The following is a 24506-nucleotide window of genomic DNA, read 5'->3' on the forward strand; positions in this document are numbered from 1 at the left end:
TTTATAGACATTATGTTGGGTTGCGCTATCGCTCCACCCAACCTACGGACTACGAACATGTAGGAGTTGCTGGACGTGTGGAAGGTGTAAAGTTAGGCGCCATTGTAACAAGTTCTATACTGCCATCTAAACTTTTAATCCAACCTTGTGCTTCCAATATAGGAGGTTGTGATGATTGTACATTTGATACCGTAGCTGCGCCATTTCCCTCTAATGTTGCAAGAGAACTTAGGTTAGTTGTACCTGGCATTGGTTCAAGAGGACTTGGTGGTAAGCTACCACGTCCAGTAATGGTAAATTCACCTAAAGGTTTGTCACCTGGGTTTCTAGGACAAATTTGAGCGACCCGTCTTGTTGCGTCTACAACTTCTTCGGGTAGTTCGATAATTGCTTGTGTAGGGTCTATATCTGGTTGGGTAATATTTATCTGTCCTTGTACTCCTAGGAGGGAACTTGCTGTGATGTCGCTTTGCGATATTGGGAAAGTAGCTGGTTTTATGCCAAATAATCCTTGAGTTTTAATATTTATGTTTCCACCTCTTCCTTCAAATGCATTGGCGCGAATATCACTGTCTTCTTTGGCAACTGCTACAATTGCATTTGTATTTATTCTAATATTACCTCCTTGGGCACGGTTGTTTGCACTAGCGTTAATTTGGCTACCGTTCCGCAATAGTAATATATCTAAGTCACGCAAGTTAATTTCGGCGCCTACTTGTTGACCGTCTAATCCTGTTTCTGCTGTTAATTTTCCTCTATCAAGTCTAATAAAGTTTGCATTAATATTTAGTGTACCTGCTCTGCCTTCAGGACTACTTACGCTGACACGAGAATCTTCGGTAACATTTAAAGTTTTTGTTGTCATTACTAAGTTTCCTGCATTTCCTCCATTTGTTGCTTCTACTGATAACCCGCTTTGTCCTCTCAAATTTACTGTGGTTGCTAACACATTTACATTTCCTGCTGTTCCATTAGCTTTAGTTGCACGTGCGGTAATCAAGCTATTGTTATTCAGTGAGAGTGCTTGTGTTTTTAATGTAATATCACCACCGTTTGCTTGCGAGTTGGTCGAAGCTGTTATTTCGGCGTTATCTAAAACTTGTAATTGTGGTGTAGTAACAAATAAATTTCCAGCAGTCCCAGTTCCTGTAGTGCGAGTTGATAGCTGACTGTTATTAATATTATATATAGATGTGCCAATTACCTCGACTGCTTGCGATGCATTTACTGTTAAGGCGCCACCTCTCCCCGAACTTTGCACAACTTCTGTTGATACAATTCCACCATCACGGATGCTCAAACGAGGTGTATTGATATTAAGATTACCTGCATCTCCTGAACTTTCCGCGCGCGCTGTTAATAAGCTGGGTGCAAAAATACTATTTGCTGACACTCCTACAACTTCTACAGACTCAGAGGCATTTATATTTAAATTACCTCCTTTACCACTACTATTTTTAAATGCGCGACTTGATATCAAACCACTATTGCTGACGCTGATACGACGCACGTTAATGGTCATGTTACCTGCGTCACCGGAAGCAAAAGTCTCTGTTCGTAAAATACTTAAATAAGGTTTATCTGTTAATTTAGTACCGCTAACTTCCACAGTATCTGCATTAACCGTCAGGTCTCCAGCGCGTCCAGTACCACCTAATAATGCCGAAGTTGAAATTACTCCTCCATCCCGTATAGAAAGACGATTTGTATTAATTATCATGTCACCTGCGCGACCTTCCGATTGAGTTGCCGACCCAAAACCTGGTTGTCCACCTTGAATGGCACCAAAAACTTCAACACTATCAGTTGCATTGATGAATATATTACTGCCTTGACCTTTACCATAGGTAAGACTTCGCATTGATGCACCATCACGCACTACAAACGAACGAGCTTGAATTTTGATGTCTCCCCCATCGAGTAAACCTACTGTTTGCGAGTCAATAGCTCGAAAACTACTACTAGAATTATTTTCAAAATCGATTAAATTTTGGGCAAATAGATTAATATTTCCAGCTAGTGTATCTTTCGTGGTAACAAAGATTATACCTCCATTGCCAACGGTAATATTTTGACCTGTAATATTAATACTCCCACCTTCACCACCATCTACGCGCGATTCATTTTTGATGCTCACATCTGCTAAAACTACGTTGGGTGGGAGATTTAATTGAAACTCAGGTGTTATGTTTACACTTCCTGTACCTTGTAAACCTCCTAACTCAATACGTCCACTCGGTGCGAACACACCACCATTATCGAGAATTATATTACCACCTACAAGCAGTAATGATTTACCAGTAGGTACAGTCAACCCACCAAATCTAGTAGGTAAATAAGGAGAAGCTTGATTGGTTATAGGTGCATTGTTAAGTTGAGTAAATAGTAATGCAGAAGGTTGAACTGTTAATAAAGGAGGGTTCAAGGGATTTGTTGCGCTGAAATTTCCTTGATTACCAAATTGAATTGCATTTGCAGTTGTTGCGACAAATGACCCACTTACATGTAAAGTGGCTTTTTTCCCAAACAAAATCCCATTCGGATTGATTAAAAATAGATTCGCTGCACCATCTACACCCAAGATTCCTAAGATTTTTGATGCTTGTCCACCCGTTACGCGCGTCAATATATTTATGACTCCAGCAGGATTTGCAAAATACACTTGCTGTCCTTCTTTGACATCAAACTGGCTAAAGCTATGGAAAAGATTATTTTCTCTGATAGTACCACCATCAATTCTAGTGTTTGTAATTTGTTTTACAATACTTGGCTCGCTTAGTGTGGCATCAGGAATAATTTCGGCATTAACTGAGGCGCCGATGAGTACTGAAAAGCTAGAGAATACAAGTGCTTGGATATAATTGTTTTTCCCAACCATTATACGTGATGATTAATTAGAATTATATTTTATACGTATTTTTACTTAGAATAACTGTATTAAGTGCTAATTTATCTAAAAATTTACAAGTAGTTAAATTATCTTCGTATATTCTTTACAACTCGCAGGCACCAGCAGACGTGATATTACTATTTATCCTACTTGCAGAAGCTAGCTTTGACTGTAGCGATTAGGCGGCACTATTTAGATGGCGTAACAATTCCTGTATAATCAAAAATCTAGATATTTCAATGCTAAACTTGATGTAAAATCTAAAAAGTGAGCAATAATGGTACAATTAACGTTTTAGTTTTTTGTTCGACGGCAACGGTGTATGTTAGTGACGATAATTGGCTATCTTTAGAAGATACCGTAGAAAGATTCATTTAGTGCATCATGTAGTTATATAGTACTACCTTAATTTATAGCATAAGTTAAAAAGGGTGCCAAACAAGAAGGCGCCTGTAAATGACTCTACTGATTTCACGTTTTTGAATGCCCTAAGTGCCGTTATGGGTTATAAGTCATGCTTTAACTAGAACAGATATAAACTAAAGCAGCCCAAGATATAGAACGAATATTTTAGTTGGTGCGTGACGCTACAAGTCTTATTACTGCGTTGAAATTTTTTCGTAGCGTCACGCACCCTACGGCGCCAATTTGAAATCTCTCTTTCTCTTTTCTTTGTGTTCTTTGTGTCTTTGTGGTTGATATAATTACATGCTACTGCACAGGCAAGATGCCTGTGCTACGTTGAAGTTGCCTTGGCGTAAAGTATCAGGGTGTGGCATTTTATTTAAGCGCATTAATTCGGTAATAGCTGCGGTTTCGGTGTCACGTTTGCTACTAGCTGCTGCTAATACTTGATTGTCTTTTACATAGAAAACAATAAATTCACGTTTTTGTAAATCTCCATCAATGATGATTTCGTCCCATTCTTTGGCATGTCCTACATAACGCAAAGGAAAATCAAACTGCATTGTCCACAATACGGGAACGGTTTGAAATCTTATTGACTTCCCTAACATGTTGTGTGCGGCAATTCTTCCTTGTTGTGCGGCAATTCTCCAGTGTTCGACGCGCGTATCTTTTCCTGTACGCCAGTCTGGGAAGCGCGCAATATCTCCCGCTGCATACAAATCTTCAATACCTTCAGTTGTACACAAGAGGTGTTCATTAACAGGTACGCTTTTATCTTTATTTAAATCGATACCTTCGAGAAAGTCTGTTGCTGGTTGTACACCAATACCCACAACTACCATATCAGCAGGTATTCGCTCTTGGTTATCTAATATTACTGCTTCTACTGTACCACTACCTTCAACAGAAGTTACTTTTCTGCCAGTTTTAAAAGTTACACCATTATCCTTATGTACTTTCTTAAATATTTGTCCTATTTCTTCACCTAATATTTTCTTAAATGGTATAGAGTCAGGTGATATGACTGTTACTTTTACACCGCGTTGCGTTAAGCTCGAAGCTGCTTCCATTCCAATAAAGCTTGACCCAACTACAACTGCCTGAGTTGCTTGTGACGCTGCTGTTAATATACTTTTTGTGTCAGTAGCGCTACGTAAAGTAAAAATATTTTTTAAATCGGCGCCTTCTACATCTAACTGACGCGGTTTACCACCAGTAGCTACAAGTAAAGCATCATAATTTAGACTTTCACCATCAGCAAAAGTTACAAGTTTAGCTTTTGCATCGACACGTACTACCTGTTTATTTAATAAAACTTCAATATTATGTTCTTGATAAAACTCAGGTGTTCTCAGAGGTAATTGCTCTTTATTAACCTTACCAAGAAAATAATCTTTACTTAACCAGGTACGGTCATAAGGTATTTGGTCTTCTTGTGTTACCATAACAACGCGCCCTTGAAACCCTTCTATTCTCAAAGTTTCTGCTGCATGGGCGCCTGCTGCTCCTGCTCCTAATATTACAAATACACGTTTATCTATTTCAGAATTATACTCAGCCATTGCTCTTGTTCTTGTTTGTGAGCATGATTGAGGTATAGTAACAATTACATCTTCATTTTCTACACGCACAGAATAACAAGGTAAAGAATCTAACCCAGGTGGTTCTTGTTGGTCGCCTGTGTCTATTTGAAAATAAGCGTTGTGCCAAGGACAAATTATATGGTTTCCACTCAGTACACCATCTGCTAAGGGTGCTTGATAATGCGTACAATAGGCGCCTGTTGCGTAAAAATTCCCTTTTACTCGCACTAGCAATATATCTGTCTCACCTACAGAAACTTGACGCTTTTCTCCATCTTGCAAGTCGTTTACCTTTGCGACTACTGCTTCTGTTTGTTGCATAAAGCTTTTTATCTAAGAATATTCAGAAGAGGTTTATTTGTGAACCACGGTTCACAAATACAAAATAAAAGCCCCTCAAAAGCGGTTAACTCACCAGAATACACCAACGCATTAATACCTAATTTCAACGTTCTTAATAAACATAATTTTTTATCATTAACACGAAAAAAAAGTATTTTTAGCCTGCGTAGGCAGGCTTTGTTCGTATAGCCCCACCCTTATAGGGTGTGGTGTGGTGTGGTGTGGTGTGGTGTGGTGTGGTGTGGTGTGGTGTGGTGTGGTCGGTCAGGCAAGATGCCTAACCTACGTTCATTAATTGATTAGTGTTTGCCAAACCACTTAGAAGCGATAGCTCCTAATGCGGCGCCAACTACTGGGTTGCTGAGGAACTTAAAGATTGCAGGTTGTTCTGCCATTACCTCACGGAAGAGGTCAGGATGGTTATGGTATGTGAAGGATGCAAGCTTAGAAACATCATCAGCACTCATCCGGTTGGGGTTGTGAGTAGAAAGACCCAATTGCTTCTCTAAATGACGGTCGTCAAGTCCTCTTTCTTTAAGGTGCTTGAAGAATGAACGCGCGACATCATCTCTTTCCGAGGGCTGAATCTTTTCAATTGCTTTCTTGAGTTCTGGCTCCATCTGGCTTGGAGGCACTTGGTTGTGGTCGATACGACCGAATAACTGGCGCCGTTCTTGGTGTGTAGAACGTTGAGCAAACTCGTCAAAGTTCTGATACTCTCTCGAAGGGTCAGAAGGAGCGTCATCAAGAGATTCTGTATTTCCTTGTGCCAAATCATTCATGATTTGACGTTTATATTGGTCGCTGCTAGACATTTGTTTCTCCCTTCATTCAAATTTTGTATCGTCAACTAGCTTCTTGTTCAGTTTGAAGTCAATCAAAATCGTTTTACGAGTTGTATGCGATTTGATTTGACTGAGTATCATACTTCGCTGTCAAAATCAGCTTCTTGTCAGGTGCATACACTAAAACCGTCAAATCCTGATTTGGAAAGTTCTTGTGGAAACCTTGTACTAAAGATTTTGCCAATGGTTTTACATCTGTGGGACGAACTTGAGGTGAAATTACAACACCTAATTTGTTGTTGTCACGTACAAAAGCATCAGAAACGATTCCTTTTGCTGTTGATACTACCCAGTTACCAAAGTCTTGACCTTGTGCAGTATTACCCAATTCTAACTGTGAGTAATTACTTGTAGTTCCAGGTAATTGCGATGTTGGCTGTTTTGCTTGTACTGAGGTACATGCAGTAGTAGTTGTTAATAGTAGCACTAATGCGAATGCTACTAAAATACGACGGAAATTTTGAAGTATTTTCATGCTTTACCTCCTTGATAATGTTGCATAGTTTTTAAGATTTTTGATTAAATGCGGTCTGTTTTGTTAGTGATAGGTTGATTGTTGGTGTCTATATCCAATTCCTCGCGACGAATTGTTTCAGTTGCTTCGACTGTTTCATGGTCTACAACTTTTCTGACACGAACTTCTTCCCGTACTACCGCTTCTTTACGAATGTCAGCAACTTCTTCATAAATTTCTACATGTGCTACTTCACCTTCACGGAATGCTGCTGCATCGGGAGTAACCACTCTACCTGCATCTGCGGGTGTGACACGCTCAATAACTACTCGCTCTTTCTCAATTGGTACTGCAACACGCGCGGTTTCTGTTTCAACATACTTACCAATTGCAACTTCACCAGCTTTACGACGCTTCGTGTTAGCAACTAAGCGCTCTTCATAAAGTCTAATAGTTGTATCATTGTGTACGCTGGTGTCGTACAAATCAGCATCTTGGCTGTAGTTATAAGTATTACGGTCATAAGTTGGGGTTGTACGTCCAACTGTACCTACTGAGGCAGTACCGAGAGGCGCCGATGCATCAAGTGATGGTGTACGATATACTCCACGTACTCGTTCTTCGTAGTCGTAGTCTAATACAGTATCATCCTTAAACTCTGGTAGGTTTTCCGCTTGCTGCTTTGTTAATGCAGTATATACACGCTCTGTAGAAGAATCAACTTGAGCGCGACCAAGGGGAAGTAATACTTTCTTACCAAAAATCCAAAAGCCTAAATCAACAAGTAGATAACGGAACTGTCCTTGATCATCGACTATAATATCACTGACTATACCAATTTTATCATCACTGCTTTGGCTATAGACACTCATTCCTTTGATGTCTTTACCTTGAATTGTATTATGGTAGTCGGTGTCGAAATCGCTAATTCTATGGAGTGTCATTAGTTATTTTCTCTAGGGTTATTTAATAACAATATTAAATAGCGAAAACACTAAACGCCATCTTTCTAGAGAATGAATGCCCTCTTATCTATAGATATAAAATCTTCTTAATATTTATTAACATTTGCTTCTGTTATTTACTGCATAAGCATGTAAGGTAATCAATATTATTGAAATAGTTAGCTTTTATATATGTTTTTTAAATTCGATTATAGTTATTTACTATCAAAATGTGACTAGTTTCTAGCATTCGCAAGCAAGTTACAATTATATGATAATAGGACTAAAGTACTAAATAAGCATTGATTATATACAAGTTTCGGCGCCGTTTAGTATGGTTTAATATTGTGAAAAAATGTGACTAAACTCTAGCATTCAATGTAAGTTATATAGCGTTACATTCTGACTTTTGAGAGATAGTACTTCATACAATCGGTTGATGATAATTTTATTCCAATATAGAGAAATGTGATTATTGCAATCAGGTGAGTACATATTTAAGTCAAGTTTAAGTCAAGATGAGATGAAAGTTATCGTAGCTAATGTTAAGACTAGAATAGTTAACAACCAATAGTAGACATAAAAGTAGAACAAAAACTAGAACAAAGGAGTCAGTTATGGAAACTCAAGAACAAGCCAAACAAGAACAATACCTGAACCAGCTTCAAAATGAACCAACTTCTGAAGTCAATAGCCAAGTGCAGCGCATTACTCAGCAAGCTTCTAATTTTCTCGCAGAACTACCAAGCAACGTTAATCGCTTCTATCAAGAGTATAAACTCCCTGTTGTTAGCTTCGTTGCACTCGTAGTCAGTATTGTTGTACTTCGTGTCGGGTTGGCAGTATTAGGCGCCATCAATAGTATTCCCCTAGTAAAACCAATTTTTGAGTTAATAGGGATGGGTTACACTGGTTGGTTTGCTTACCGTTACTTACTTAACGGTTCTGCTCGCAAAGAACTAGTAGAAAGCATAGACTCAACTAAAAAAGAAGTCTTAGGCAAAAACTAAACCACCAGTAAGGTCGTCACTGACGACCCTACTTTTATAATGTTGTCTGAGGTCTATGAACAAAAATTCTAAATAGTACAGTAAACACAATACCACTTAGCGTTGTAGCCCAAGTAGCACCTGACAGTGTTTGATTCATAGCAATTGCAACTGCTGGATTTAATATACCTTTACTAATCAGTAATCCAGCAGTCAATGCTGCACCTATAGCAATACCGCTACCAGATGCGGGAACATTTTTCTCATACACTGATATAACCGTCAGCATCAAAATACCAAAACCAACGAATTCTGCCAAGCTGTTTGCTGCAAAGTAATACGGCGCCAAAACACCGACTAAATTACCTAACGAGCGTGCTAACAATGCACCAAGAATTTGCGCCGCAATATATAGTGTACCTGTGCTAGCGGTAATACTTCGATTTACAAGTAGACCAATAGTAACGGCTGGGTTTAAGTGGGCGCCTGAAATGCTTCCAACTGCATAAACAAACGATGCAAGAGTCAGACCAACTGCATAAGGTGTACCAACCAGCAGTGCAGCCATTGTTAGGAAAAAGGTTCCTATAAATTCAGCGAAAGCAGCTTTAACGTCTGGTTTTAAGAAGGCGCCTGTAGAGTTTCTCATGTTGCTATATTTTTTAGAAACTGGGTTTCTGTTTTTACTGTTTTTACTATTTATATAGCCATGAAGTAATTATTATAGTTATATAGTAACTTTACCTAACTTATAATCTTGTATTTGTAGTTCGGCAGCTATCCCAAAATGATCAGATGGATAAATTTGCTGATTATCAGGTGCCGACTTAGTAAATATCAGTTCACAGTTATGAATTTGTAAATGCTTGTTAATAAATATATAATCAAGCGTTCCGCGCCACGGTGAAATGTTACGATTTGTTAATAGATTAATTACACGGCGCCCAATTGTGCGGGAAAAATTCTTTTTAGTTTTGATTAAAGGTGTAGGGCAAGTATATTCAGGTTCTTGACCGTGATATGCTGCATAAGCTGAAGTAAAATGCTTACGCATGAATGTTATTTCCGGTGTGTCAGGTGTTGCATTAAAATCTCCAACAGCAATTATTGGTAATGAAGATAGTGTACTCAACCAATCTACAAGTAACTTAAATTGTTGTGTTCGTGCAGGAGTGGCGCCGGGTTGCCAGTAATAATGTCCATTACAAAATATCAATGGTTGATTGTTTATATTAACTTGTACGTATTGAGCAAGGCGCCCTTGACTCTGTAAATTAAGCTGTTGTTCTAAAACGAACGGGTATCGACTCAGTATAGCTATTCCATATTCAGGGCCAAGTTTATACGGTCGCTCTTGATAAGGAACTAAGTACATATAAGGCATATTTAGCTGTTGTGCTAACCAATGACCTGTTTGTTCTTGAATATTAATTTCTTGTAATCCAATTAAATCAGCATTTATTGCTTTAAGGTCATCAACGAGAAGTTTACTTCGTTTCTCCCAGCAGTGCATGTCAAACAGAATGTTGATGGTAACAACTTTAACCATAAGATAATTCTACAAAGATAATTTGAATGATTTTCCCACCCAGTCATTTTACTACGAACATAAGTACTAAAATATTTGCCTACAATACGTGTTCAATTAACTTCCCAACAATAGGGCTTGCGGGATATCCTTCAAAAAAGTGAACGATTTTATTGGCGCCATGTTGACCGTTTTTGATATGCGTACACGTAAAGAGAGTATGGATAAACAAAAAACATAAGAAAGGCGGTCACGCAAGAATCCGTGCATTTGGGTGGAAAAATGAGGGCTTGATTTGTAAGCTAACCTCCGAAACAACCATTTTGTGTACTGTGAGCGCATCTAGATTAATTTTGTGGAGTTTTTCAGCAAACCCTAAGTATTTATTCTCCTCCGGAGACACTCCGTGAACGCAAAAAAAGCGCTGTTTTACAGAACTAGTATGTGTAGTAATCAAAAAAATATACAGTGTAATACTTAATTTGTGATCTAGAAGCGGTGCTTAGAAGTAACTATTTGGAATAACTGGAGTCGGTGCCTTTAGCACTTTTGATCTAATAGATAAAAAATAAGCTGGTTTAAATGACAAAACAACCAGCTTGATTATTTTTCTACAGGGTGCATTATTAAATAATAATATAACTATCTCAGGGTATATACCACAGATAGCGTCATTGAGATTGGCACCGAGTACTTATGAGCAGTAAGGAGGAAGAAAATCTTCCTTCTTTCTTTAGATAAGCGCGCTGATCAAAGCTAATTTTGCTTCCAATAGTTCCTTCAGTTCAGCAAGCTGTTCGGTACTGGCGCCTTTTATAATTTCCTCAGTAATAGTATTAATTTTTTGCATCACAACCTTAACCTCCTTTGATTCAGTTTTCTCTAAAGTAAAATACTTTGCTTTGATTTCTTTAATAAGCTCACGTGTCTCTGGTACTGTTAAATTTTTGTCCAATACCTCACTGGTTGCGCGCGCACGTTCTTGTAATGCAACCGAATCCTCTACTTTCAGAGCTTTTGCCGTGAGTGTGGATAATGCCAAAGCATGGGCGCCTTTTAATCCATCAGACCTAATTGCATCTTTGAGGTCTTGGGTTAGTGATAACATCGGCATCAAGTTAGTTCGGAAAGAAACCGGATTTAAGCCGAGTTCAAGTAAAATTAAAAACATATCTTGGTCGGCGCCTTGCACATTTAAATCAGTTAAACCTTGTTGCTGTTCTGAGCTACTAACATCGATTAACTTTGCTAGTTCTTTAATTTTTCCATCACGTTCAATGCGTTTTAAGACCGTAGCTAGTGTTGTAGAAATTTCATCTTCTTCAAAATCAGTCGTTTTTACTATTTCGCGAACAATAGCTTCTGCTTTGTCCAAAGGATTTAAGTCTTCAAAACCTAGGAATGTTAACAATGACGACTGTTCTAAATCTTGAGGTTGAGGTACGACTACGGCGCGTATTGTTTTCCATCCTAAAACGCGTGCGGCTTCCCATCGTAATTGCCCATCGAGCAACATATAACGATTATCTTTATATGGTACTAAGATGACCGATGTTATTTGACCATGCTTTTTGAGTAACCGCGCTTTGTTTTGAATAGAGGCGCCAGTAATTGTCTGTCGTGGTTGATTAGGATTTGGTTCAATTAAATTAACATCTATTTCTACCTCTCCTGATGATTGCTGTATTTGAGTGCGTAACTTTTCTATTTCTTCTTCGAGTTGAGGCTCCTTCCCTGCGGCACGTAATTGTTCTACTTCTGCTTGCAGTTCAGCAATTTTCTTCTCCTGTTCGGTTTTTTGAACCGCTCCCTCAAACTTTTTATTAATAGTTGGTAACGCGCGCACCATTACATAAACTCCTTACTTTTTAGATTTGATTAATTTAACTACATCGCTGGCAATTTTAGTAAAATCTTTGGCTGCTGGATGTAACTGGCGCCATTTTTGTATTGGTATTCCGTATGCGCTAGCGTTCTTAAATTCGTTTGAATTACGAACCGCTGGGTATAACTTGATTTCTAACTGTGCAGCAATGTCTGGGAGTTGGTCAAGATATTGACGGTGCATCGCTATTTTAGAATCGTACATGCTAGGTACAAATCCTAATATTGGTGGTCTTGGTTCCAGTTGTAGTTCATCTGCTGTTGTTACACACCACTCAACTAATTCCGCAGAACCTGCAATTGCTTTCATTTCTAATTGGATAGGAACTAATACATGGGTTGCGGCTGCTAACGCATTTACTGTTAACATTCCCAATGTAGCTGGGCAGTCGATGATAATCAAATCGTGTGGTAAGGGGTATTTTTTTAATCTATCTGCTAATGTATATTCTCCTCGTTTGCGAATTACTAAATCATTTGCAATTTCTGCTACTGTTGGATGTCCTTGACAAACTTCAACTCCTTCAGAGTCCCACACTGGCGCCAGTTTCCAATTGCCCTTAAAATCTTTGGATAATACTTGTGCCATTGTTTCTGAGGCTTCTGTGCCTTCTAGTCCACAAAATACGTTTAATGACCTCTGAGGGTCTAAGTCTAAAAGTGCTACTTTGAAACCCTGACGACTAACTTCATACGCTAAATGTACACTGAGTGTAGATTTTCCTACTCCACCCGCGTTTGCGAGTATTGCTAGACAAAGCTGCATAATTTAAATTCCGTCTGCATGTAGTTTATTAGGCTACTACACTTTGGCGCAATTGATTCTTAAATTTTGTCGATTTTTAAAATTCTACGATGTGGGAAGTGCTTTGACGCGCTTGGGACAGGCGCCTGAACAGTTATAAATGTAGTATCGGCGCCTGTATATATGTAAGGATATTAGGGAAAGTCCAATAAATACCGAAATCCGCCTACACTGGAGTTAGTACTCACAATGGTATAGCTACAAATAGCTAATACTGTTAGAAATGATTCGTGTTAAGCTTTGCCTAAAAAATCTTGTTTTCCAAGTTCTACGCCACAGTGTCGAAGAATGTCATATGCTGTTGTAACATGGAAATATACATTTGGTAGGACAAAATACAATAGAAAAGGCATTCCTTGGAAAGTAATGGTGTTACCACCAGCTTGCAAAGTAATTGTTCTTTCCTCTGAACCATCAAATTGTTCGGGCTTCAATGTTTCTAAATAAGAGATAGTTTTTTTAGTACGGTCGATAAGTTCAGGAAATGTTGTTTCCTTATCCTCGAAGGAAGGTGCCTCTACTCCTGCTAATTGTGCCGCGCCTCTCTTTGCTATGTCAGAAGCAATTTGTACTTGTCTTGATAATGGAAACATATCTGGGAACAAACGAAAATTGACCAATACTGATGGGTCTATTTTTTTGTTCCTGCATGTGCGGCGCCTTTTTCTAAAATACCTACTAAGTTATTCAATGTGCGAATACATACAGGTATTGAAGCTTGGTACATTGATATAGTCATTGCTACTTCCCAAGAATTGTTCAATAACACATTACCAATTAAATCTTCATATTTAAACGTTTCTCAAAAAATAGTACATAATTATGGGCACCGATCAACAACATTGATTAAAGAATGACTACAAATTAAACAGGTTTTGGTATAGAAAGTGAGCAGTTGATTAGGACACACTTCAATTGTCACTGATAATTATGGAGTGTGTTATGAAGACTTTATCTTTCACTGCATTGTTATGTATTTTAGGAACAATTGCAGTACAAGGCGCCCAAGCAGTCGAACTAAATAGTAATTCCAAGGAAATTGTTGGATGTACTGAAATGTTTGATTCTAATTTACAAATGAATGTAAAATATAAAAACGATACGTATAGTATTTTTAGTTGACTCAATTTCAAACGTTCGTTATTAATTCTTGAACTCGCTCCCATTCGGAGTGAGTAACAGAAAAGTTTGTCCCTAATGGTCTTTGTATAACCTGTAATTTATGTAACACAGAATCAAATCGTAATTTATTTTTTAATAATGGGTTATCAACGAATTTTTGAGTAAACTTTACTGGAGTGTAAAACCTGGCTTTTGCACGTATAGGCATTGTCCAGATATCAATATCTGGAGGTTCATCCATAAACCTAGGAATATTGATTACTTCAGCAGTTGCATAAATTCCTGCATTTTTGCCAGCAATCCAAATTAAAACATTATCCGATGGTCTAATATGTTTAGTGTACCGAGTTACTAGCCAGTAAATACTATCTAGGTTACGTATCGCATCTTTAATAATGCTATATTTAGGATTAGCTTGAAAAGTCCAATATTGCATTATAAAATTCCTTAATGTTTGAGTGTCTACAACCAGTAAAACTTTTACAAGAGATAAGGGTATCTATTATTTTACATCATATAATTTTTAATTTTACTGGCTAACCGAGCAGCTAAAAACAGGTATTTCCGCATATGAATCCACTGTTTGTGCTAAAACCTGCATTTCCCACAACGATGCGTCATTCGCTAATAGTATAGGGGTTGAAGTTGTGGCAATGACAAACGTCAGTAGCACATGACCGAACTTGTAGATACGCATAAAATGACGCAGGAGCAAGGATAACTATATTCTTATATTTCCGGCGCCTATAACATTCAACCAAAAATCAACGTCAGTGTTATAGGTGCAACTGCCCCTTGTAGGTTAGCTACAACCATTATCATCATAAGTAGAGAAAGGGCGACCGTAGCCATTCCAGCAATAAAAAATGTTTTTTCTTTGAGCCTCCATTGTGTTCTGCTTGCGTTACGCCTTTTAATTAAAGTACTCCAGAGATATATAGAAGGCGCCGTGAACACGATTAACAGAATGCCACAAACAATAGCTTTTGTGGAATGGAATGTAACACGCCTTCTGATACGCTGTTCGATAAGGGTAGGGATAGTACTGCTGCCCGATTGTATCCAATCATTATAGGCTTGGTGCAATTGTGCGCTATGGCTTGAGGGAGTAAGCTCGTCTATTAGTAGTGAAAACCCGTGTAGTGGATTAAACGTAGTTATGGCATTCACCGTAACGATAAGAGCTATAAAGAGAGCCACAATACCGCTCAGGAGTCCAAAAAAGAAATATACTTTTTTTTCAAATGTCCATTTGAATTTACCTGTCTTAGGTATTTTCTTAAATTTAATCCAAAAGACAACGTTAAGCGATATTAAAACCAACGTGAACAACCCGGCAATAATAACAAGTGCGGCGTGGTATTTAGCATAATCGTTGATAAGTATATGCATGACTGGGTTCGATTGCCAGCCTGATTTAATCAGCGTTCGCAGTGTATTTTGTAACTGGTCGCTCACAGTAATTACCTCATACTGTATAAATTATACTATGGACTAATTAGCAGGCACCTGTATGAGTTTTTTAGTAACTGTTTCTACCGCATTTATAGTTCCTTGAATTACTAATAGTAGATTACGTTTGCTTTCATAGTTATTTGAGATGATTCGGTTTGCTTGTGTGTTTTTGAATTAGAAGATTGATTAGCTAATGATATTGCCACGCTTAATGCTGCTATTCTAAAGTCCCACCTTCACTTTTAATCAGTTCTAAATAATAGCCTTCAACTTTACTCAAATCATCATGCGTTCCTCGCTGCACTACTTTTCCGCGATGCAACACAATAATCTCATCACAATCACGAATTGTACTTAAGCGGTGGGCGACAATTAAACAGGTACAACCTCGTAGACGTAAATTTTGGTCAATAATCTTCTCTGTTTCTGTATCCAACGCACTTGTCGCTTCATCCATTAATAATATAGATGGATTATTAACTAACGCGCGTGCTATCTCTAACCTTTGTCGCTGTCCTCCGCTAAGGTTTGTGGCGCCTTCTAATAAATCTGCATTATACCCACCTGGTAGAGATTGTACTATTTCATGTACCGCAGCATCACGACAAGCTTGTACTAAATTACTATCGGGAATGGTACTATCCCACAAAGTTAAGTTATCACGTACAGTACCACCGAATAACATAATCTCTTGCTCAATCGTAGCAATGGAATTTGCCAAAACTTGAGGCTGTATCTGATTTTTTGGCTTGCCATCAAGATAAATTTCACCCGACCAAGGTTGATATAACCCAGCTACAAGTTTAGCAATGGTGGATTTTCCGGAACCGCTACCACCTACTAAAGCTACACGCTGTCCTGGTTTGAGTGAAAGACTAAAATTTTCAATCAAAGCTGGCGCCGTCTTACTATAACCAAAGGTAATATTACGGAGTTCAAGATATCCTTCAAGTTTAGGATTATCGAGAATAAGCGACCTCATCCCCTTTGCTTCCCCCGGACTTTCTGTTGGGTTCTGCAAAACGTCATCAAGTCGATTTAAATTACCTTCGAGTTCTTGTAAATCTCCACCTAAACTAACTAACTGGTTAACAGGTTGCATAAACTGCTGCATCAAAGATTGAAATGCTACAAGTTCGCCAATAGTTAAGTCGTTGCTCATAACACGCAGTCCGCCAACACATAGGAGTAACATTGTAGTGATACCAGTTAAAAACGCGGGTAAAGTTCCTAAACCTTGGTTGAGACTATCCATATCTTGCTGGACATTGATAGATTTAGCATAATATCCAGCCCAACGAGTAAAAAAGTCTGATTCTAAACCTGAAGCTTTGAGGGTTTCCATGCTTTGTAACCCTGCTATCGCTACCCCGCTAACTTTACCTTGTTCCTGCATTAAGCGAATATTTGTATCTACCCTTAAGCTTGCTACCCACTGCAAAGCGACAAGATTAACTACAACAAACGCAACACCTATCAGTGTTAACACGTAGTCATATTGGCACATAACAAGACCATAAAACAAAACCATAACAGCAGAAATTACCGTTGTTGCGAGTTTTCCAGAAAGTAAACTTGCAAGACGGTCGTTAAGTTGGATACGACTGCTAATTTCTCCAGCAAACCGCTGGTCATAAAAACTGACGGGTAAATGCAGCAAGTGCCAAATAAACTTACTCGACATTGCCATCGACAGTTTTATCTTCATCCGTCGCAGTAGCTGTAACTGTAATCTAGTTAATAACCCGCTAACCAAAGCAGTAAACAGCATCAAAAATATAAGTTGGCGTACCAACTCTTCTTGCTTGTGAATAAGCACTTCGTCTACAAAATACTGTGAAAACGTTGGCATTGCTAGACCCGGCAGTACGAGAAAAAAGCCAGCAAGTACACAGTAAAGCAGCGACCAGTAGTTACCTTTCAACCTGGAGGACAACGCCAAAAACAAACTAGGTTTATGTCCACCCCTTTTAAATTCTGGACTTTTCTCAAATACCAGTACAACCCCAGTGAACGCTGCACTAAACTCCGAGTGAGAAACCGCGCGGCGCCCGGTTGCGGGATCATTGAGAAAAACTTGTTTTTTACTAAAACCTTCAACAACGAGAAAGTGGTTAAAATTCCAAAACACTATATTAGGACAAGCAACTTGTCGTAACCCTTCTAAATCAATTTTGAAACCCTTCGCCTGTAAATCATACTGAGTCGCCGCATTAATAATATTAGAAGCCTTACTACCATCCCGTGATATCCCACAAGCTTGACGCAACTCAGCCAGCGGTACAATTCGACCATAGTATGCAAGTATCATACCCAAAGAAGCGGCGCCACACTCAACCGCTTCCATCTGTAACAGCGTAGGAGTGCGACGAATAGGTTGGTGCTTAGGCTTAAATCCAAATTTGACTTTACTAAATAGTTGCTGACTCATAGACATAGGCTATAAAGCTTTCTCATCATACATCAACAAACTATTTCCAGGCGCCTTAAACTAATGCACCTCCTCTCTGTGCCCTCTGCGAATCTGTGGTAAAAAATATAACCTACTCAGTACTCCACAATACTCAAAAACAACCACCTAGCACTGAACCACCTTATAAAGTGTCACATTTACAAGCATTTCGGACAATGATATCTTGGTAGTAATAAAGCAGTACAATCACTCTTCATATTCAAGATTACTTGCTTCCATAAAACTTTAAATACTACCCATAAAAATTTACTTATTACCAGCGAAAATATGTAGTTACCCGCGAACTTTTGTGACAAATATTTTTTATATACTGCTATTAAAAAGCACATATAAATTGTGTGATTTTCCAAAATTTGTTACCAGTATCAACTTCAAGTAAACCTTGTAGAAAAGGGATGACGATTCTACTTAGCAAGAAATACTATACAAATATCGAAAGGGAAAAACACGCAGAAGCGTAACCGATTGATGAACTGAATAAATACGTAATAAGTTAAAAACCAAACCATGCAAAAAGCAATTTCTTACTCCGCCAAAATTCTCGCAGCAGCTACACTCGGTTTCAGTATTCTTACTTTCGCTTCCACCGCAAGTGCAACTCAGTTAGTTCCTAGTGTTGAAGGTGAAATTAAAACAAATCTTGGCTGTATTGATGTGACCAACTGTATTGATACTACTAATGCTGTTCAATCACCTTTTACCTATAAAGTTACCAGCTTAGATTATGATTTTGATGGTAAAGGTCCTCAATTTGGTTTAAGCCGTTTGTTTGTTGATGACCGCAACACTGCAAATACTTACGGACTTGGCATTACATTTGGAACAAAAGATGCAGGTACTAATACACCTGCGGGTCAAACCTGGTTCCGTCCTGTTGCAATGCTTGCAGATGGTAAAACTTTTGAGAATGGTCAATTAGAAGTTGGTAGATTCTTGTTTGACTTCTTAGATAAAACAGTTGCTTCTGTAACTTTTGACTTGTTCGATGTCGAAGACAAAGATATGACCCGAATTTTGAAAGTTAACGGCAAGGCTCTCACTCCTGAAATTATAGCTGCTGCTGGCGCCGATGGAAACATACAGCAAATCACCATCAAAAACGTAAACTCGTTTGAAATTCAACTTGGCAACCCTGGTCCAGACAGCAGATTTTCTAACACTGGTGATGGTGTTGCAATGCGTGCAAGTGTTCCTGAACCCAGCACTGTTATCAGCTTAGGTGTATTAGCTGTTGCTGGTATGTTCGGCGCCCGTCAACGCAAAAAAGCCAATGTTGGTTAAATAGTATGGTGGGCAATGCCCACCTTACAAATATATAAACAAATATATCAAAAAATATCCTTCTCGTTTTACACATATTGAGTAGATAAAGTTACTAATGGGAAAAGTTAGTAAATTTAACTACTCAATTTTTCTATGTACAGCAGGCTTGAACTATTCATTCTGGAAAAAAATACATTTACATCGTTACTATGTAAAATGTTGCTTAGTGCTTATTTTTAAGGTTGCAATTAAAATTGTTTCCTAAGAAAGAAGCTTTTCCTACAAAATGGCTCAATGCTTACCGGCTATATTTCAGTTCCCTTACCTCACACCCAGACTATGATCAATTCAACTGCTGCATTACCTCCTTTTATCGTCCTTGATAAAATGCTTTCTACCTGGTTACTAGAGGATATTGGTAGAGGAGACCGAACTACGCAAAGTCTATTTTTAGCTGATACTGTTGAAGGACAGGCAGAATGGATAGTTAAAGCCACAGGGGTAGTTGCTGGTTTACCTATAGCAGCAAGAGTGTTTCACTTATTAAACGAAAGAGTTAGCTTTGTACCGTTTGCAGTTGAGGGGCAGTATTGCGAACGGGGTTTAGTTATCGCGCGGATACATGGTTCAATGGACGCGCTATTAACGGGAGAAAGAGTTGCATTAAACTTAGTTATGCGCTTGAGTGGTATTGCCACTTTAACCCGACAATATGTAGAAAAAATAGCAGATTTGCCTGTAAGGTTAGTAGATACACGTAAAACAACACCTGGATTACGCATTCTAGAGAAATATGCAACACAAATAGGTGGCGCCATTAATCACCGTATGGGTTTAGATGATGCGGTGATGCTCAAAGATAATCATATTGCAGCCGCAGGTGGTATAGGCGCCGCCATCAAAAAAGTACGTTCTCAAATACCCTATCCCCTCAACATCGAAATAGAAACAGAATCATTAGACCAAGTAAAAGAAGCATTGCTACATGGCGCCGACATTATTATGCTCGATAACATGCCTATCGAAATGATGAAAAAAGCAGTACAAATGATACGCCAACAAAATAATCGCGTTAAAATCGAAGCCTCCGGTAACATCACCTTAGAAACAATACGCAGTGTAGCAGAAACAGGAATAGATTATATATCCACCAGCGCACCAGTCACACAATCAAAATGGCTAGACCTAAGCATGAAAATGTAGGATAGGCATCTTGCCTGTCCTTCAAACATCTTGCCTGTCCGTCATGTCTTATCACACTTTCAACCTTGCTACAACAGGCAAATGGTCAGAACCTCCACCCTCAGCAACCCAAGCCTCAACAGGTTTAAGTTCCTTAGTATACCAAATAAAATCAATTCGTCCGGGACGGAAGTACTGACCGCGTATTGTATGTCCAGACCCCCAACCGACTTCGCGGAAAGTATCTTGCATAACTTCGTGTGTCCGCGCGTAAGCTTGGGATGTATCCACATAATTACAATCGCATAACATAATTGTGGGCAGGCGCCGTTGTTGGATTAAACTGCGTATATAAGTAACTTCATTTGCACGGCGAGTATACCATTCACGTGCAAACTTAATAAATTCATTACTAGGATAATTAGGTGTTAAGTGTGAAACAATTACTTGTAAAGGCTTATTATCAAAACTAACTGTAGCCGATAACGCGCGTCGCATCGGCGGATTTGATAGCATAGTCACATCTTTGAGTGGAAAGCGACTAATTATACCAACATTATGACCTTCCTCAACTGGACGAAAAGCATAATAAGGATATTCAGATGAAAATTGCTTTATCCAAACAGCATCACCATTCGGTGGTACTTCTTGTATACCAACAATATCAGGCGCCGACGCTTTTATCATCTTGCCAATTGCATCATAATCGGTATTGCTAAACAGCATATTAAAAGTCATCACAGTTATTTGCTGCTGACCACGTTCATATGCTGCTATAGGTGACTGTGGTAAAAACAACGGACTGTAAAACGCAATGAAAACACCAAGCGGAAAACAAAGCAGTAAAAACGCTCTCCACTGGCGCCATAATAAAGCAAGCGGCAGTAACAAAACCAACGGCACAAAAATATATAGTGCAACAGTATTGATAATTGCTAACCACCAAAAGCTGTCAAAGAAGGCCAACCGTAATAAAATCCATAAAGCAAAAAAAATAACATATCCCCAACTAACTAGAGATACAAAAGTTGAAAATTTCAAGTTTGATATTTTTTGTGGTGGAATCATATTCTAAAGAAACTGGGTTTTTGTGTAAAATCTTCATTGTTACAACAACATTTCCGTAAGAAACTCTGTTTCTTATGCATATTTATCAAGGAAGTATAAAATGTCTCCAGAACAAATAAAAAGCATCATTGCCTCATATTATACTAACTTAGCCGCAATGAATACAGAAGGAGTACTTACAAACTTTGCAGAAGACGCAATAAGTCACGACCCAGTAGGAGAACCACCAGCAAAAGTACATGAAGGATTTGGAGAATTCATTGGTAGACTCAAGACAGTATTTGATAACTTAGCTACAACCACCGAGTCAATATTCATAGCAGGCAACTCAGCAGCAGTAAAATGGAAAACGCAAGGCGCCAGTAAAACAGGTAAAACCGTTATCTTTGAAGGAATAACCATTTTTGAGATCAACGATAACGGTAAAATACAAACGACGCGCGCGTATTGGAGTCCAGCCGAAATGATAGCACAGTTACGCGGATAATTTGTAGTAAGGACTTCAGTCCTTATAGATTAGTTAGCAACGGATATAACGGATAAATTATTGGTTACAAACAGCATGGTGGCAAGCCAAACTTTCCATTACTTAGTTTGACATTGGTATAGGACTGTGCATCAGAAATTTGCCACTTTTGCAAAAAAAAGCTAGCAACGCACTTAGGACTCGCTGCTCTTAAATAGCAAGAACAGCGCCCTTGCAGTAGTTTTATATTGTCACGAGCGCAACTGGTACCCCGATGTGAACCAGGGTTCACATTTATTAGTTTAAATGTATTGAATTTAACATTATAACAGGTGTTATCTTTGTAATTTACTCTACAGGAACTAGGCTTCATCTTACGACATAACACTTGGATAGCAATTGTGCGGTCATCTTCATCTAATGAATTACACTTAGGTTAAAATCAATCAAGTATACTTTTTTGGTTAAGTATGTGAATGTTTAAGGTAATAATATGTACAACGATGAATTAGAAGCACGCAAGATACCATTAGGCGAACTATTTTTAGACCCAAATAATCCGAGGTTTTCAACTGAACGTGATAAACCAACTCCTGAGTTCAAAATTCCAGACCCAAAAATTCAGGAGAGAACTCTCAAAAGAATGGTTGATTTTTTTGGAGTGAAAGAAGTACGTGACAGTATTCTCCGTAATGGTTTCTTACCTATGGATCGTATTGTTGTGCGTCCAATTAATGGACACGGTGATAAATATGTAGTTGTAGAAGGAAATCGTCGTCTGTCAGCACTTAAAGACCTTCATCGTTTAATAGAAGTTGGTGAAATAAGTGAAGAAGGCATTGATGAAGATTATCTTGAGAGGTTAAAAGCTCTTACCCAAACCATTGAGGTACTTTTATATAAAGGAAGTTCAAACGATATTTCTTGGCGCCTTCAAGGAATTCGTCATATTTCGGGTATTAAAGAATGGTCTCCAGCTCAACAAGCTTTTCTTGTAGCACGTTTAGTAGAAGAAAAAAATACTTTTACCGAAGTAGGGCAACAATTTGGGCTTAGTGGAAAAGCAATTGGACGGTTATACAGGGTTCATAAAGCCCTAAACCAGATGCGGAACGATGAGGACTATGGAGACAAAGCGCAGAACGACCAATTTACTTTATTTGATGAAGCATATAAGCACAAAGCTGTGCGTGAATGGTTGGAATGGGATGATGATGGAGAATACAAGTATAAAAACACTGATAATTTAAAGCAGTTTTATAGTTGGATTGTTCTAGATGAAGAAGATGAAGAAAAACGACGACGTATTAAAGACCCTCGGCATATGAGATATTTGGCTGAATTATTAGAGAAAAAGCGTTTAGATTTACTAGGAGCAATTGATAGGCATGAAATGACAATAGAGGAAGCATGGGGAAGAATAGACGCAACTTCAAACACCAATGGTTATGATTGGCAGACAGAAATTGAAAAAGCGAAGAAAGGTGTCAATGGATTGACATTTCAGGTTTTTAAGGAGCATCCAGAATCACTAAGAATTGCCCTACTTGAACTACGTACTTTGGTTGAGGATGCTCTCTCTAAATTAGAAAACTAAAATTAAAATATTATATATATGGGTATTGCTCAAATTATTCAGGAAATTGCTGCGGATTTAGCAAATGCTTCGCTAGATGGGTCTGTTATTAATTTACAACGAATATTCAGAGAAAGCTTAGAGCAAAAAGGATTTTCGTCTCTAAAAGCCACTGAAATTGCTGAGGGCTGGCTAGAACGCTTGTTGCAAGAACTTGAGGAAAAATTGTTCGAGTGGGACTTGCTAGGAATTCCACGTCCCTTGTTACCAGCCAGTTGCCCATCTACTTTTATTACATTTCGTCATCGTAATTATGAACCTACATTGGGAACACCAGGAATTTCAGCAGAGTTTCCTGGCATATACAAATTTGTAGCATCGCTCTCACCGCGTGAATTTCTACACGCAACCGAATATACATTCCGACGAAACACCTTGGGTTGTCAAAGGTGTAAAAGAATGGTTGTGGATTTTTGCAAACACCGATTTTGCTTTGTTCCATGCAGCAGATACTCGCTCGCGCGCGGAGCTAGAAATGATTCTTGGCTCAAATTATAGTGGCGTACTTAGTTCTGATGATTATAGTGTTTATAACGGTTATGACGTAAAAGCCCAACAGAAATGTTTGGCACATTTACGACGCCACTTCAAAAAATTAATCAAGCTTCCTGGTTTGAACAACCTAAAAATAGGGGAGACTTTTGTCAAGTTAATCGACGAAGCATTTAAATATTACGCCAACTTCCAACAAGAACAAGATATTCTGGATTTCTTTAATTGGGGGTCTGAGTTTAAAGTAAAAGTCGAATCCTCTATCAATGAATGGATTGATAAAGCGGGAGGCGAGGCAGGCAAGCTTTTGCGCTCTTTGCGAGACAAAGCACATCAATGGTGGTACTTTTTACTACATCCAGATATACCACCTGATAATAATCTGGCAGAACGAACGTTACGTTTAGCTGTAACTAAAAGAAAGGTTAGTGGAGGTTCCCGGTCTATAGAGCGGTTCCAAAATACTGCTAATTTATTGACGGTTGTACAAACTTGTCGGCGCCAAGGGCGTTCCGTAATTGAATTTTTTGAGCAAGCTATAAAAGCAACTGTTAACCCAAAAGTACAAGCACCATCTTTAGTACCTTAAATTACAACCTTGATTATTGGTAAAATTTCTGTAACTATGTACGTTTTGTTAAAGCGTGCGCGTTACAGTAAATAGAATCTTTTTTCTT

At 38.5% G+C, this 24506-nt stretch carries 20 protein-coding genes and 2 pseudogenes; 7 read left to right on the forward strand and 15 right to left on the reverse strand.

Annotated elements, in window-relative coordinates:
• Nucleotides 1-49: 49 nt before the first annotated feature.
• The 5 genes from AC2JBO_RS22495 to AC2JBO_RS22515 form a co-directional block, all read right to left on the reverse strand.
• Complete coding sequence (locus AC2JBO_RS22495; RefSeq protein ID WP_496955883.1) at nucleotides 50-2878, reverse strand: two-partner secretion domain-containing protein; 2829 nt, start codon at nucleotides 2876-2878, stop codon at nucleotides 50-52.
• 716 nt (nucleotides 2879-3594) lie between these two features.
• Nucleotides 3595-5202, reverse strand: a complete 1608-nt coding sequence (locus AC2JBO_RS22500; RefSeq protein ID WP_496955884.1) for an FAD-dependent oxidoreductase — start codon at nucleotides 5200-5202, stop codon at nucleotides 3595-3597.
• A 320-nt stretch (nucleotides 5203-5522) separates the two neighbouring features.
• Nucleotides 5523-6038 carry a hypothetical protein gene (locus AC2JBO_RS22505; protein WP_496955885.1) on the reverse strand — a complete coding sequence of 172 codons (516 nt, stop codon included), beginning with the start codon at nucleotides 6036-6038 and terminating at the stop codon, nucleotides 5523-5525.
• 73 nt (nucleotides 6039-6111) lie between these two features.
• Nucleotides 6112-6543: a hypothetical protein gene (locus AC2JBO_RS22510; protein WP_496955886.1), complete on the reverse strand. Its 432-nt coding sequence runs from the start codon at nucleotides 6541-6543 to the stop codon at nucleotides 6112-6114.
• A 44-nt stretch (nucleotides 6544-6587) separates the two neighbouring features.
• Complete coding sequence (locus tag AC2JBO_RS22515) at nucleotides 6588-7466, reverse strand: DUF2382 domain-containing protein (protein WP_496955887.1); 879 nt, start codon at nucleotides 7464-7466, stop codon at nucleotides 6588-6590.
• 617 nt (nucleotides 7467-8083) lie between these two features.
• On the opposite strand from AC2JBO_RS22515, the gene AC2JBO_RS22520 reads away from it, so the two are divergent.
• Nucleotides 8084-8476, forward strand: coding sequence for a CAAD domain-containing protein (locus AC2JBO_RS22520; protein ID WP_496955888.1), 393 nt, complete (start codon nucleotides 8084-8086; stop codon nucleotides 8474-8476).
• Nucleotides 8477-8510: 34 nt separating this feature from the next.
• On the opposite strand, the gene AC2JBO_RS22525 is transcribed toward AC2JBO_RS22520, so the two are convergent.
• The 5 genes and pseudogenes from AC2JBO_RS22525 to AC2JBO_RS22545 form a co-directional block, all read right to left on the reverse strand.
• Nucleotides 8511-9104, reverse strand: a complete 594-nt coding sequence (locus tag AC2JBO_RS22525) for an aquaporin (RefSeq protein WP_496955889.1) — start codon at nucleotides 9102-9104, stop codon at nucleotides 8511-8513.
• 78 nt (nucleotides 9105-9182) lie between these two features.
• Nucleotides 9183-10004: an endonuclease/exonuclease/phosphatase family protein gene (locus AC2JBO_RS22530; RefSeq protein WP_496955890.1), complete on the reverse strand. Its 822-nt coding sequence runs from the start codon at nucleotides 10002-10004 to the stop codon at nucleotides 9183-9185.
• A 712-nt stretch (nucleotides 10005-10716) separates the two neighbouring features.
• Nucleotides 10717-11832, reverse strand: a complete 1116-nt coding sequence (locus tag AC2JBO_RS22535; protein ID WP_496955891.1) for a ParB/RepB/Spo0J family partition protein — start codon at nucleotides 11830-11832, stop codon at nucleotides 10717-10719.
• 12 nt (nucleotides 11833-11844) lie between these two features.
• On the reverse strand, nucleotides 11845-12633 hold the full coding sequence (locus AC2JBO_RS22540) for a ParA family protein (RefSeq protein WP_496955892.1): 789 nt from the start codon (nucleotides 12631-12633) through the stop codon (nucleotides 11845-11847).
• Nucleotides 12634-12905: 272 nt separating this feature from the next.
• A pseudogene (locus tag AC2JBO_RS22545) lies at nucleotides 12906-13411 on the reverse strand (DUF1993 domain-containing protein).
• A gap of 203 nt (nucleotides 13412-13614) precedes the next feature.
• Between AC2JBO_RS22545 and AC2JBO_RS22550 the strand changes: the two are divergent.
• Nucleotides 13615-13794, forward strand: coding sequence for a hypothetical protein (locus AC2JBO_RS22550; RefSeq protein ID WP_496955893.1), 180 nt, complete (start codon nucleotides 13615-13617; stop codon nucleotides 13792-13794).
• Nucleotides 13795-13801: 7 nt separating this feature from the next.
• Here the strand turns inward: AC2JBO_RS22550 and AC2JBO_RS22555 are convergent, their stop codons facing one another.
• The 4 genes from AC2JBO_RS22555 to AC2JBO_RS22570 all read right to left on the reverse strand — a co-directional run bounded on the left by AC2JBO_RS22555 (nucleotide 13802) and on the right by AC2JBO_RS22570 (nucleotide 17680).
• Complete coding sequence (locus tag AC2JBO_RS22555; protein ID WP_496955894.1) at nucleotides 13802-14230, reverse strand: EVE domain-containing protein; 429 nt, start codon at nucleotides 14228-14230, stop codon at nucleotides 13802-13804.
• A gap of 93 nt (nucleotides 14231-14323) precedes the next feature.
• The gene (locus AC2JBO_RS22560; protein WP_496955895.1) at nucleotides 14324-14491 is read right to left on the reverse strand and encodes a hypothetical protein; all 168 of its coding nucleotides are present in this window, start codon (nucleotides 14489-14491) and stop codon (nucleotides 14324-14326) included.
• A 56-nt stretch (nucleotides 14492-14547) separates the two neighbouring features.
• A complete protein-coding gene (locus AC2JBO_RS22565; protein ID WP_496955896.1) occupies nucleotides 14548-15252 on the reverse strand; it encodes a hypothetical protein in 705 nt (234 codons plus the stop codon).
• A gap of 214 nt (nucleotides 15253-15466) precedes the next feature.
• Entirely contained in the window at nucleotides 15467-17680 is a 2214-nt protein-coding gene (locus AC2JBO_RS22570; RefSeq protein ID WP_496955897.1) for an NHLP family bacteriocin export ABC transporter peptidase/permease/ATPase subunit, read from the reverse strand.
• Nucleotides 17681-18229: 549 nt separating this feature from the next.
• Here AC2JBO_RS22570 and AC2JBO_RS22575 point away from each other — a divergent pair.
• Nucleotides 18230-19003 carry an LEVG family PEP-CTERM protein gene (locus AC2JBO_RS22575; protein ID WP_496955898.1) on the forward strand — a complete coding sequence of 258 codons (774 nt, stop codon included), beginning with the start codon at nucleotides 18230-18232 and terminating at the stop codon, nucleotides 19001-19003.
• A gap of 321 nt (nucleotides 19004-19324) precedes the next feature.
• Nucleotides 19325-20188: a carboxylating nicotinate-nucleotide diphosphorylase gene (nadC, locus tag AC2JBO_RS22580; protein ID WP_496955899.1), complete on the forward strand. Its 864-nt coding sequence runs from the start codon at nucleotides 19325-19327 to the stop codon at nucleotides 20186-20188.
• Between the two features lie 51 nt (nucleotides 20189-20239).
• On the opposite strand, the gene AC2JBO_RS22585 is transcribed toward nadC, so the two are convergent.
• Nucleotides 20240-21235 carry an endonuclease/exonuclease/phosphatase family protein gene (locus AC2JBO_RS22585; protein WP_496955900.1) on the reverse strand — a complete coding sequence of 332 codons (996 nt, stop codon included), beginning with the start codon at nucleotides 21233-21235 and terminating at the stop codon, nucleotides 20240-20242.
• Nucleotides 21236-21335: 100 nt separating this feature from the next.
• On the opposite strand from AC2JBO_RS22585, the gene AC2JBO_RS22590 reads away from it, so the two are divergent.
• From AC2JBO_RS22590 to tnpC, 3 genes and pseudogenes are all read left to right on the forward strand, one after another.
• Complete coding sequence (locus AC2JBO_RS22590) at nucleotides 21336-21722, forward strand: nuclear transport factor 2 family protein (protein ID WP_496955901.1); 387 nt, start codon at nucleotides 21336-21338, stop codon at nucleotides 21720-21722.
• 472 nt (nucleotides 21723-22194) lie between these two features.
• A complete protein-coding gene (locus AC2JBO_RS22595) occupies nucleotides 22195-23298 on the forward strand; it encodes a hypothetical protein (RefSeq protein WP_496955902.1) in 1104 nt (367 codons plus the stop codon).
• A 382-nt stretch (nucleotides 23299-23680) separates the two neighbouring features.
• Nucleotides 23681-24418 (forward strand): annotated as a pseudogene (gene tnpC, locus AC2JBO_RS22600) (IS66 family transposase); the annotation flags it as partial.
• Nucleotides 24419-24506 lie beyond the last annotated feature (88 nt).

Source organism: Calothrix sp. CBUCES-K 9914 (assembly GCF_059640475.1).